The sequence below is a fragment of the Streptomyces sp. NPDC055506 genome (genome assembly GCF_053643595.1).
Genome location: NZ_JBSHKH010000199.1, coordinates 1 through 10,483 on the forward strand (window position 1 = coordinate 1; position 10,483 = coordinate 10,483).

The 10,483-nt window shown below is 71.5% G+C and carries 13 protein-coding genes; 1 reads left to right on the top strand and 12 read right to left on the bottom strand.

Going from position 1 to position 10,483, the window contains the following annotated elements:
• Positions 1 to 107: 107 nt before the first annotated feature.
• The 9 genes from ACWIF2_RS38575 to ACWIF2_RS38615 form a co-directional block, all read right to left on the bottom strand.
• Positions 108 to 269: a daptide-type RiPP gene (locus ACWIF2_RS38575; RefSeq protein WP_389962443.1), complete on the bottom strand. Its 162-nt coding sequence runs from the start codon at positions 267 to 269 to the stop codon at positions 108 to 110.
• Between the two features lie 63 nt (positions 270 to 332).
• Positions 333 to 491 (bottom strand): daptide-type RiPP, encoded by a 159-nt coding sequence (locus tag ACWIF2_RS38580; RefSeq protein ID WP_454366099.1) that lies wholly within the window; start codon positions 489 to 491, stop codon positions 333 to 335.
• Positions 492 to 649: 158 nt separating this feature from the next.
• A complete protein-coding gene (locus ACWIF2_RS38585) occupies positions 650 to 805 on the bottom strand; it encodes a daptide-type RiPP (RefSeq protein ID WP_454366101.1) in 156 nt (51 codons plus the stop codon).
• A 73-nt stretch (positions 806 to 878) separates the two neighbouring features.
• Positions 879 to 2,078: a daptide-type RiPP biosynthesis dehydogenase gene (mpaC, locus tag ACWIF2_RS38590; protein WP_454366103.1), complete on the bottom strand. Its 1,200-nt coding sequence runs from the start codon at positions 2,076 to 2,078 to the stop codon at positions 879 to 881.
• A 4-nt stretch (positions 2,079 to 2,082) separates the two neighbouring features.
• The gene (gene mpaD / locus ACWIF2_RS38595; protein ID WP_454366105.1) at positions 2,083 to 3,348 is read right to left on the bottom strand and encodes a daptide-type RiPP biosynthesis aminotransferase; all 1,266 of its coding nucleotides are present in this window, start codon (positions 3,346 to 3,348) and stop codon (positions 2,083 to 2,085) included.
• Positions 3,345 to 4,169: a daptide-type RiPP biosynthesis methyltransferase gene (gene mpaM, locus ACWIF2_RS38600; RefSeq protein WP_454366107.1), complete on the bottom strand. Its 825-nt coding sequence runs from the start codon at positions 4,167 to 4,169 to the stop codon at positions 3,345 to 3,347. The genes mpaD and mpaM overlap by 4 nt, the downstream gene beginning before the upstream one ends.
• 11 nt (positions 4,170 to 4,180) lie before the next feature.
• Complete coding sequence (mpaB, locus tag ACWIF2_RS38605) at positions 4,181 to 5,230, bottom strand: daptide biosynthesis RiPP recognition protein (RefSeq protein ID WP_454366109.1); 1,050 nt, start codon at positions 5,228 to 5,230, stop codon at positions 4,181 to 4,183.
• A 98-nt stretch (positions 5,231 to 5,328) separates the two neighbouring features.
• Positions 5,329 to 6,309: an LLM class flavin-dependent oxidoreductase gene (locus tag ACWIF2_RS38610; protein ID WP_454366111.1), complete on the bottom strand. Its 981-nt coding sequence runs from the start codon at positions 6,307 to 6,309 to the stop codon at positions 5,329 to 5,331.
• A gap of 49 nt (positions 6,310 to 6,358) precedes the next feature.
• Positions 6,359 to 6,697, bottom strand: a complete 339-nt coding sequence (locus ACWIF2_RS38615; protein WP_454366113.1) for a hypothetical protein — start codon at positions 6,695 to 6,697, stop codon at positions 6,359 to 6,361.
• Positions 6,698 to 6,999: 302 nt separating this feature from the next.
• On the opposite strand from ACWIF2_RS38615, the gene ACWIF2_RS38620 reads away from it, so the two are divergent.
• Complete coding sequence (locus ACWIF2_RS38620; protein ID WP_454366115.1) at positions 7,000 to 8,004, top strand: helix-turn-helix transcriptional regulator; 1,005 nt, start codon at positions 7,000 to 7,002, stop codon at positions 8,002 to 8,004.
• A 75-nt stretch (positions 8,005 to 8,079) separates the two neighbouring features.
• On the opposite strand, the gene ACWIF2_RS38625 is transcribed toward ACWIF2_RS38620, so the two are convergent.
• From ACWIF2_RS38625 to ACWIF2_RS38635, 3 genes are all read right to left on the bottom strand, one after another.
• Positions 8,080 to 8,607 (bottom strand): YbjN domain-containing protein, encoded by a 528-nt coding sequence (locus ACWIF2_RS38625; protein ID WP_031142427.1) that lies wholly within the window; start codon positions 8,605 to 8,607, stop codon positions 8,080 to 8,082.
• A gap of 148 nt (positions 8,608 to 8,755) precedes the next feature.
• Positions 8,756 to 9,412 (bottom strand): hypothetical protein, encoded by a 657-nt coding sequence (locus tag ACWIF2_RS38630; RefSeq protein WP_454366117.1) that lies wholly within the window; start codon positions 9,410 to 9,412, stop codon positions 8,756 to 8,758.
• A 77-nt stretch (positions 9,413 to 9,489) separates the two neighbouring features.
• Positions 9,490 to 10,017, bottom strand: coding sequence for a hypothetical protein (locus ACWIF2_RS38635; protein WP_454366119.1), 528 nt, complete (start codon positions 10,015 to 10,017; stop codon positions 9,490 to 9,492).
• Between the last annotated feature and the right edge of the window lie 466 nt (positions 10,018 to 10,483).

Below are 10,483 nucleotides of genomic sequence, written 5' to 3' on the forward strand. Positions count from 1 at the left end.
GGCCGGACCACCGCAGATCCTCGGTGTCGCCCGAGGGGGCTCCAGCTCGCGGAGGGGAGCCGGCTACTCCGTCTCCCGTCGCGTCAGTGCGCTCGCCGGTGTCGCTCTCAGGTGAGGGTGATGGAGGTGGCGACGGAGGCGCTGATGGCCGTGCCGACGGAGACGCCGGTCCAGAAGCCGGGGGCCTCCAGGGCCTCGAGCTCCTGCATCTCCAGCTCGCCGAGCTCGGCGTGCTCGATGTTCTCGACGGTGCCCAGGTTCTCGCTCATGTCAGTTGCCTCTCTGCGGAGTTCTACAAGGGGTGTGCTACGGATGGTGTGGGTGGGCGCTGATCAGGTCAGGGTGACCGAGACGCCGACCGAGACGCCGGTGGAGAAGGCGACGCTGATGGTGCCCCAGCCCGGGGCCTCCAGGGCCTCCAGCTCCTGCATCTCCAGCTCGACGAAGTCGCCGTTCTCGACGTTCTCGACGGTGCCCAGGTTCTCGCTCATGTCGGTTGCCTCTCTGCGGGGTTGGGTGGATGTGGCGGTGCGGATCCGGGCCCCCCGGCTGCCGCGCGGCTCACGGGGAGCCGGGCGGCAGCCGTCGGGGATGTCCGGCCGTGCGCGGGGCACGGTGCGGTGGATCGGACCGGCGGGAGCCGGCTCGGTCAGGTGAGGCTCCAGGCCACGGAGACGATCGAGATACCGACGCTGACGCCGGCGCTGGTGGCCCAGCCCGGGGCCTCCAGGGTCTCCAGCTCCTGCATCTCCAGCTCGGTGCCGAGCTCCTGCAGCTCCTGCTCGACCGGGTTGCTGTACGCCATGGTGTTCTCCTTGTGTTGTCGGTTCGGTGACGCGGTTGGTGCGGTGGTGCGGGTGCTCCTCCGGGTCAGGCGCTCAGGCCGCCGGGAGGGGTTCGGGGGAGCCGGCCACGGAGGCGGTCGGCTCGGTGGCCTCGGCGAGGAGCGCGGCGATGTCGTCGGCGCTCAACCCGGCGAGGGTGGGAAGTCCGGCGCCCCAGGCGCGCACGCTGCGCAGGGCGATGTGGTGACGCAGGTGCGGGGCCAGGTGCACGGTGCGGTCGATCCGCCAGCGCAGCATCAGCTGTTCGAGACCGTCGTCGGGCCGCGGCGCGAGCCACGGGGCCTGCTGCCGCAGGCGGTTCCACAACCGATGGACGCGGTCGGCGCTGCCGAAGCGGGTGTCTCCCCGCAGGGCCTGCCGCCACACGACCGGCCACAGGGCGCAGACCGCGCGCATCTTGGCCAGGCCCAGCGTGGTGGAGAGCTCGTTGGCGAGGGCCCAGCACTTCACCGCGTACGGGTTGCGGCCGACGTTGATCGCTCCGCGCTGGCTCTCGGCGCTGAGCCGGGCGGCCCGCAGCCGCTCTGGTGCGGGGGCCGGCAGTCCGGCGGCGACGCACCGGGCCAGTTCGTCGCCGACCGTGAGCAGACGTCCCGCCAACTCCTCGACAGCGGCGTCCTGTTCAGTGAGGTCGAGGGTGTCGCTGCTGTACGGGATGACGGTCCTGAAGATCGCTTCGAGTACGCCGTCCATGACGAGCGGCCCCGGGAGGGTCTCGGTGGCCTCGGGCACCCGGAGGGCGGCACGGGGGCGCAGGCACTCCCCCATCGCGATGCGTTTGCCGTCCTCGTGGGGGAAGCAGGCCACGGGTCCCGCCTCGCTGCCGGTGCCCAGGGTGGTGGGTACCGCGAGGACCTCGGCGTGTTCCCCCCACGGGAGCGGGAGCGCCACCAGCCCGCTGCGCTGCCCGGAGGCCAGGTAGCGCAGGAGTTCGGGGCGGCGGCCGACGGCGGCCGAGAGCTTCGCGAAGTCGAGGGTGCTGCCCCCGCCGACGCCTACGACCAGCTCACCGGGAGAGAGCCGGGAGGCGAAGGCCTCGACGGCCGGCATCCCTCCGTCCGCCGGGGTGACCGTCCGGCTGGGCGTGAACCCGGCGTGGGCGATCTCGGCGACGATCTTCCGGGTGACGGCGTGGTCGGCCACGGCCGGGTCGGCCAGGACGGTCACGCCGGTGGGGCTCAGTTCCCGCAGCAGCACGGGAATCCGGTCGTAGGTGTCGAGAGAGACGGGCATGGGGTCAGCTCCTCGCGGCCAGGGAGGTCGTCGGCAGCAGGCTGGTGAGTCCCTCCTCGACGCAGGTCATGAGCTCGGCGACCTCGGCGCGGCTGTAGGTCAGGGAGGGCACGAGCTGGATGCCGGAGGGACCGGGGTGGACGATGGCGCCCGCGTGGCGGATCCGGGTGACGAGGTCGGCGACGTCCGCTCCGGCCAGGGCGCGGCCGTCGGGGTGGGTCAGGTGCAGGGTGCGGAAGCAGCCGACGCCGGTGGTGTGCGTGGCGAGCGGGTGCCGCTCGACCAGGTCCGCGAGCCCCTGCTGGAGCCAGGCCGCGACGTTGCGGCCCGCCGTGACCGCGTCGAGGCGCTCCATCTCGGAGATCGTGGCGCTGATGGCGGCGCAGGCGAGGGCGGTCGCGCCCTGGGTCTCGGCGTGGGCGAACATCGTGTCGTGCTCGACGAGGGCCCGGGTCACCCGGTGGGACATCACCAGGGCGGCGGCGGGGCATGCCCCGTTGGTCAGGCCCTTGGAGGTGACGAGTACGTCGGGCAGGCCCGGCCAGCTCTCGGAGGCGAACCAGCTTCCGGTGCGGCCGAAGCCGGTGGCGACCTCGTCGGCGACCAGGAGGAAACCGTACTCGTCGCGCAGACGGCCCAGTTCGGCCACGTATGACTCGTCGAGCGGGAGGGTGCCGGTGCCGATGACGGGTTCCACCACGACCGCGGCGACCTGGCCGCCGAGGGCGGCCATCAGCCGGCCGAGTTCGGCCGTGTCGTTCGGGGTGACGTGGCGGATCAGCCGCTGGTCCACGCCGTAGACCCGCTGTCCCAGGTCCTCCCCGGTCAGGGCGAATCCGCCGAAGGTCAGTCCGTGGAAGCTGCCCCGCAGGGCGACCACCAGGTTGCGTCCGGGCCGTCCCTGTACGGCGTGGTGGATCCGCGCCAGTTTCATGACCGCGTCGTTGGCGACTCCGCCGCCGGTGGAGAAGAGCACCCGGGAGTAGTGGTCGGGCCCGCAGATCCGCAGCAGGTCCTCGGCGGCGCGGCGGGCGTAGCTGTTCTCGAAGCGGAAGGCCCCGAGGTAGGAGGCGTGCTGGGCGGCTTCGGCGACGGCCTCGGCGATGCGCGGGTTGCCGTAGCCGAGGTTCGCGTTCCACAGCCCGCTGTCGGCGTCGAGTGCGGTGCTGCCGTCCGCGAAGGTGACGCGGTGTCCGGCGGCGCCGACGGCGCAGAGGCTGTCGTCGCCGTGGCTGGAGGGCGGTATGAGGTAGGGCCAGAGCGCGGTCATCGGGAGGCTTCCGTGGTCAGGAGTGTCACGCGGTGACGCTCGCCGGGCGGGGAGAGGAGCTGGCGGGAGGTGATGGTCAGGCCGGACGCGGTGAGCTCTTCCTCCAGGCGCGGCAGGTCGAGGACGGCCACGCGGTCCGTGCAGACCGTGACGGGGCTGTCGTCCTGCGGCGGGTCGGCGGGGAGCAGGGTGACCGTGCGGCTTTCGGCGCCGGCGGGCCAGTGCTCGTACAGCTCGTAGACGGTGCCGCCGGCTCCGGTGACCCGTACGGCCGTCTCGTCGGGGCCGTCGCAGTCGCCCCGCTCCAGGACGGTCAGGAGGAACCGGCCGCCGTCGGCCAGGTGCGCGAGGACGCTGCGGTACAGGCCCGCGCGGCCGTCCTCGTCCAGGAGCGAGAGCGAGGTGGTGCCGAGCAGGATGTGCGGGAACCGCTGTCCGAGTTCGAAGCGGGACATGTCTCCCCGCACCACGGTGCAGCGCTCCCGCATCGACGCCGGGGCCCGGTCCAGCGCGGTCCGCAGCAGCGCCAGCATGTCGGTGGACAGGTCCAGGGCGGTGACCTGCCGACCGATGGCGAGCAGCGGCAGGCTGAACCGCCCCGACCCGGCCGCGAGGTCGAGCACAGGGCCGGGCGCCATCCGCACGGCGGTCAGCAGCGCCCGGGTCTCCGGGTCGTCGTACGTGGCGAGGTCGTGGTAGAGCGGAGCACCGAGAGCGTCGTACAGACCGCACACCCGGACCCTGCCGCCGAGCTCGGCGATCCGGCGGGCGGCGAGGGTGCGTGCGTGGGCCGTCCCGGCCTCGTGGACCGCGAGGGGCATGGCCGGGGCGCTCATCGTGCGGCCGCCGGGATGCGCACCGGCAGGGGCAGGTCGTGGCGGGCGAACAGCTCGGCCAGCTGGTCCAGCTCGGCGGCGGGGACGAGGTCGCCCGGCTCTCCGGACGTCGCGAGGAGGCACTCCAGGGCCTGTGCGGCGCGCCGGTCGACGGCGAACAGGCGGCTGCCGGCCACGATGTACGCCTCCCCCTCGCCGCCCGGGTCCGCGTCCGCGTACAGCACGATCGGCAGGGTCGGATCCGCCAGGTCGGCGTCGGCTCCGGACTCGGCGAGCCCGGGCGTCAGACGGAAGCCGAACCCGGAGACCCGCAGGCCGGTGGCTCCACGCGCCATGAGGCTGCGCAGCGCGCCGACGGCTTCGAGGTAGCGGGCCAGGAAGGGGCGTCCGCGCAGGGCCTCGGCCCGCGTCCCGGCCGGCAGTGCCGCGTCCAGTGCGGCGCCTGGTCCGGTCCGGGCGAAGCGTTCGGTGAGGGTGTCGAGGCTGTCGTCGACCGTGCCGAGCACCGCTCCCGTGGGGCTGGTGGACAGCTGCCCGTTCCGGTCGGCGTAGAGGCGCAGGGCCGGTCCGTCCGCCGGGTTGTGAGCACCGCTCAGGGCGGCCGGGTCGGCCAGCAGCACCGAGGAGGTGATGAGGAACTCGGGGAAGACGCCCTCGGCGAGCGCCCGGTCGGCGTCGGCGAGGAATGCCTCGAAGTCGTGTCGGTCGAAGACGCGTATGACGGTCGGGCCGAAGACGGTCATGAAGGGGCTGGCGGCGTAGGCGTGGGTCTGCAGGAAGAAGTCCTGGCCGTTGGAGAACTCGTCGCCGGGCTCCGTGAGGCTGCCCTGGTAGCCGACGGCGGGGGCGAGGTCGCCGGTGCCGTCGCCGGGTGCCAGCAGGAGGGTGCGGGGGCCGACGAGCCCGGCGGCCGTGACGGCGGGGATGTGCGCCGCGTCGGCCAGGACGAGCGTGCCGACGCCGGCGCCGGCGGGCCCGGCGAGCGGGGCGGCGGTGGCCCAGGAGATCAGGTGCTGCTTCAGACGTCCACGAGCTGTCGTGTCCATGCCAGATAGATCCTTTACTGGTCTGCTTCCCCCTCTGCGTCAGGGCAGCAGGGAATCGGGTTCGGGCGGTCAGCCCCGAGCAGGCGGCAGGCGAGCGGTCAGTGCGGTGCCGTCACGGACCGCAGGATCGCCGACAGGTCCGCGAGCGACTCCTGGGCGCCGAAGAGCTTGTGCACGGCCGTGGTGTTCAGAACGATCTCGTCCACCCCCACCTCTTCGTAGGCCCGGAGAGCCTTGACCGCCTGCGGCAGATCGCCACCCGCGAACGCGCCTGTCTCCACGACACCGCGCGCCACGTCCTCGATCCGCCCCGAGCCGACGTCCACACCCGCCCGGCCGAGCATGTCCAGATAGTGCGGGGCCCGCATGTGCGGCGCGTTGCCCGCCAGCGCGAGCCGTTCGGGCCCGGCGCCCTCGCGCCCCTCCTTCTCCAGTCCCGCCGGGACCATGGCGACGACACGGGGCAGTGACGTCCGCCCCGCCCGCGCGGCGCCCTCGGCCACCGCGGGCAGGATCACGTCCCGCAGGTATCCGGGCGGCGTCAGCCAGGTGATCACGACGTCCGCCACCTCGCCCGCCAGCCGGGCCATACCCGGCCGCAGCACGCCCAGACCCACGTCGACCCTGGGTGCCGCCGCCGGAGCCAGCTGGCCCCGGAAGGTGAGGTGCGGGCCGTCCATGACGACCGTCTCGCCGTCGAGCAGCCGGCGCACCGCCGTCACGTACTGCCGCGCCACCCCCAGCGGCTTCTCGTACGGCGCTCCCAGGATGTTCTCCTGGAAGGCCCTGGCTCCCGGGCCAAAGCCCGCGATCACCGGTTCCCCGGTGGCCAGGGCCACGGAACGCGCCTGCAGAGCCGCCTCGTACGGGTGGCGCAGGGGCATCAGCGTGACACCGAAGCCGGTCGGGACCCGGAACCCGGCCCCGGCCAGACCGGTGAAGGTCTGGTGGGGCTCCATCACCATGGCCTGTCCCTGCCAGAGGCGGGTCGCCCCGGTCCACCGGACCAGTCCGGCGAAGGGGAGCGCCTGCTCCAGGCGGCGGGGTACACAAGGGAGGAGCACGGAGTAGTCGGTCATGGCGTCGGGGTCTCCTGGGTCGTGATGTCGGGCCGGCCGCTGCCGCTGACTACTTCCAGTCGTTGTTGTTCTTCGGCAGCGGGATCGGGCCGGGCAGCAGGTCGCCGATGAGCTGGAGCCACGCGCGGGGGTTGACCCCCGGGACGAACGCCGTCCCGTTCCCGGTGCCGCGCTCCGCCGCCGCCACGGACGCCGACACCGACGCCGACGCCGTGACCGTCTCCGTCGCCGCCGCCGACTCCGCCACCGTCCGGCTGCCCGCCGGCTGCTCGGCGGCGAAGGCCGTCCCCTGGCCGGCCAGGGCGATCATCCCCGCGGTCAGCAGACCGACGACGACGTGTCCACGACGACGGAACGACTGCGTGCTGCGGGACGTGGCGCGGTTCACGGATATCTCCTCGATGCTCGATGCGGCGTTTTCGTTCTGCGCTGTTCGTTCTTCCTTGCGAGAACGACTCTGCCGTCTGGCGAGGGCCGCCACGAGGCCATTTGCGCGCAGCTTGCTGCACCCGCGGATTCCTCAAGCTGCAGCGACGGCCCTCACGCCCCGCCCGCCCGCCGTCACCGAATTGGCTGTGCGATACCAGAACTAACGGACATATGTTGATAATCCGTCATTGACAGTCGACTGCGGGCGCTCAAGGATTCCAGGGACCGCATGTGTGATCGATCAGCAACAGGGGGAGACACATGGGCAATCCGCTCGCGTTCCTGGGCGTGAACGAGGAAGAGGAACGGCTGTACCGCGCCCTCCTGAGACGCGGCTCGTCCGCGCCCGCGTCCGGCACCCAGGAGCCCGGTCCGGACTCGCACACGCCGTTCGAAGAGGCGGCCCTGGACCGGCTGGTGGCGTTGGGGATCGCCACCCGGAACACCCAGGGCGCGGTCCGCCCGGTCCCTCCGCCCCGGGCCGTGGACGCGTTGATCGACGGCCGGCTGCGCCGCCTGCGGGAGGAGCTGGAGAGCGAGGCCACGCGGCACTCGGTCATCGAGTCCCTGTTCCTGGAGCGCCTGACCGCCCCCTCCTCGCCCCGCGCGGACGCCGCCGACGGCGGCCAGATGATCACGCAGCTGCACGGGATCGAGGCGGTCCGGGAAGCCATCGACGAGCTGACCTTCTTCGCCCGGACCGAGGACCTGACCACGGAGCCGACCGGCATCCTGACCGAGGAGTCGATCGCCGTCTCGCACCCGATCAACATGCGGTTGCTGCGCCGGGGGGTGCGCATGCGCATGATCATGGGGTCCGCGATCATGCAGGACGACACCACGCTCACCTATATGCGTGAGCTGGTCTCGCACGGCGCCGAGGTGCGGATCTCCCACCACCCCATCGAGCGCGTGATCATCGTCGATCGGTCGGCCGCGCTGACCCCCATCAACCCCGCGCACACCTCGGTGGGGGCGCTGCTGGTGCGGGAACCCGGACTGGTGGCCACGCTGGTCACCCTCTTCGAACGCATGTGGGAGGCCGCGGAGGAACTTCCCGGCGAGGACGCGGACATGCCGTCCGACATCGAACGCGAGATCCTCGCCATGCTCAGAGAGGCCGACAAGGACGAGACCGCGGCGCGGCGCCTCGGGGTGTCCGTGCGCACCTACCGCAAGCACCTGGCCACGATCATGCGCCGCCTCGGCGCCGCGAACCGGGTGGAGGCCGCGCTGCTCGCTCATGAGAAGGGCTGGCTGAGCTGAGAAAAGGCAAACGGCGCGTACAGCACGTACCTGCTCGTACGCGCCGACGCGCCGCTGGGGCGGGCCTCGCTGGGCCTACTCTTCGTCCTCGGGCTTCTCCGCCTCGTTGATCTCTTCCTCGAGACCGAGCTGCTCGATGAGCCACTTGTCGAACTCGATCGCGGCACGCACCCAGCTGACCGTCGAGGAGACGAAGTGCTCCAGGCTGACACCCATGCCGATCAGCATCTGGGCCTCGCCGATCAGGCGGACCGTGCCGTCGTCGTGGGTGTGGCTGTAGACCTTGGGCCACAGGGTGCGGCGGTTCCAGTCGTCGATGGACTCCAGGATCTGCGGCTTCGCCTCGATCTCATGGGGCCGGTCGTAGAACGTCCGCACGGAGAAGACCTGCTGGTCTCCCTCACCCCGGAACATGAAGTAGGTGCGGAACTGCTCCCACGGCGCCGCGAGGTCACCCTCGTCGTCGACGACGTACTTGAGCTCCATCTGGTCGAGGAGCTGCTTCACGAGGTCCTGATCCGGGACGACGGGGCCGGCCGGGCCGCCGGGCTGCGGCTCGGGCTGGCCCCCGAAGTTCGGAATCGAGGACGGGTCGATGGTCACCGTGAATTTCCCTTCGTACGGATTCCGCCATCCTCCCCCATGCGGGGAGGGGGGTGGCAAGCCCGGACGGGCCCCGTCAGCCCTCGGCTGACAGGATCCGGCCGGTCAACGGAAGTACCGGGTACCCACCGGAGTCCTCACACGGCTGTCAGGCGCGACGGACCTCGAAGATGTCGACCTTGTTGTTCCAGTGCCCGCCGCCCGGGTAGTCGAGGTTGGTGAAGTTCGACCAGCCGCCCGGCGGGTCGAGCCGCCGGACCCGGTCCTCGACGGGCCAGGAGCGCAGGTCGGTGATCTTCGCGTCGCCGTAGTTCACCGAGTAGCGGCCGACCCAGTAGTAGACCGCGCTCAGCTTGTCCCGGCAGCCCCACTCGTCGAGGTCCTTCTTCCCGTCCGAGTAGAGCCGCAGGAGCTTGCCCTTGTAGCCGACCTTCATATAGAGGCACCAGTAGTCGGCGACGCACCGGGCGGGCGGCGCGGCGGCCGCGCTGGGCCCGGCGGAAGCGGCGGCGGTGGCCTTCAGCGTCTCCTCGCGGATCTCGGCGGGCAGCTCGGGGTCGGCCAGCGCCTCGGCGTCCGAGTCGTAGCAGTGCACCTCACCGCTGGGCAGCTCGGTGCAGCTGTCGGCGCCCTCCCACGAATCGGCGAGGTTGATCTTCTTCCCGTTGTACTCGGCGATCACGGGGTTCGCCGGCGCCTCGTCCGCCGGTGTGGCGGTGACCGACGGCTCGGCGGTGGGCTCCTCGGCCGCCCGCACCACCGTGCCGCTGGTGAGTACGAGCACGGTTGCCGAGGCAGTGGCCACGAGGGCAGCCGTCAACGGTCTGCGTATCACGTCTGTCTCTCCGGGGTGTGTCGTGGCGGGCTGCCGGGTTCGGCGGGTCAGCCGTGGATCAGCCTGGTGCCGTCGAGCTCCTGGGTGATGGCGCCCTTGCCGTCGCCTTCGATGTCGTAGACGACCGTGGCGTCCGACGACCACCACAGCTCACCGTCGTACGTGGCGGACGGGGCGACGCAGGTGTTCTCAGGGGAGTCGTAGGACCACGCGTAGTGGTTGTTGACGACCTCGGTCATGTCGCAGGTCCTCTTGGTTCTGATCTCGTCGGTCCCGGACGCGCCGAGGCGCGACTCGAGCCGCGTCGTGATCTTGAAGCTGGTGAACCGGGTCGAGCCGTCGATCACCTGGTCGACGCCGAGCTGCCAGTAGACGACCGACTTCCCGGTCATGTTGCCGTTGGACGTCGTGTTCGCACCGGTGTTTTCCACGTAGTAGGTCGTCTGCGGCTTCTGGCCGGGGAAGACGACGTCGAACTGGGACGAGGCCGTCCAGGCGGCCGCCGGGCCGGCGAACAGCACGCCGAGCGCGAGGGCGGACGACGTGAGACCGGCGGCGGTCAGGATCTTGCGCATGGGCATTCCTTCTGGGCTGGGGCTGAGGTGGGGACCCTCGAGGGCAGTGGAGTGCAGGGCAGGGCTGGTCGCCTGTGCCGACGCGTGCCGCGACGCGCTCTCTTCCCGTCAGCGCACGGGTGGTGGCGTGAAGCCGCGCAGAACGACGTGCAGGGATGAGTGCACCCGTGAAAGCCCCCGTGAATTCCCCCGTGAATGGTCGACGCGCCAGGGGGACTGGTCAGGTCCACATCACTGGCAGCCCGGTCACTTTAGACACAGGGGCAACACGCCGACAGAGGGCCGAGGGGACGTGGCCGAGAAGTGCTCCGCGAGCGGAAGCGGCAGCTGAATACGGAAGATCGTTCGAATCCTGCCCGAACGGTGCGACGATGCCATGAAGCGGAGCGCGCGGAGTGCGCGGGGATGAGCCCGAGTTGGCCGAATACCTCGTATGCCTGCCCCGGCGACGGCCCGCCCCACAGGC

What these genes read in the sequence shown, in the direction of transcription:
- ACWIF2_RS38610 (WP_454366111.1), bottom strand. Translation starts at nt 6,309, where the DNA reads ATGACCGACTACTCCGTGCTCCTCCCTTGTGTACCCCGCCGCCTGGAG.
- ACWIF2_RS38585 (WP_454366101.1), bottom strand. Translation starts at nt 805, where the DNA reads ATGGCGTACAGCAACCCGGTCGAGCAGGAGCTGCAGGAGCTCGGCACC.
- mpaB (WP_454366109.1), bottom strand. Translation starts at nt 5,230, where the DNA reads ATGGACACGACAGCTCGTGGACGTCTGAAGCAGCACCTGATCTCCTGG.
- ACWIF2_RS38620 (WP_454366115.1), top strand. Translation starts at nt 7,000, where the DNA reads ATGGGCAATCCGCTCGCGTTCCTGGGCGTGAACGAGGAAGAGGAACGG.
- mpaC (WP_454366103.1), bottom strand. Translation starts at nt 2,078, where the DNA reads ATGCCCGTCTCTCTCGACACCTACGACCGGATTCCCGTGCTGCTGCGG.
- ACWIF2_RS38635 (WP_454366119.1), bottom strand. Translation starts at nt 10,017, where the DNA reads ATGCGCAAGATCCTGACCGCCGCCGGTCTCACGTCGTCCGCCCTCGCG.
- mpaD (WP_454366105.1), bottom strand. Translation starts at nt 3,348, where the DNA reads ATGACCGCGCTCTGGCCCTACCTCATACCGCCCTCCAGCCACGGCGAC.
- mpaM (WP_454366107.1), bottom strand. Translation starts at nt 4,169, where the DNA reads ATGCCCCTCGCGGTCCACGAGGCCGGGACGGCCCACGCACGCACCCTC.
- ACWIF2_RS38580 (WP_454366099.1), bottom strand. Translation starts at nt 491, where the DNA reads ATGAGCGAGAACCTGGGCACCGTCGAGAACGTCGAGAACGGCGACTTC.
- ACWIF2_RS38575 (WP_389962443.1), bottom strand. Translation starts at nt 269, where the DNA reads ATGAGCGAGAACCTGGGCACCGTCGAGAACATCGAGCACGCCGAGCTC.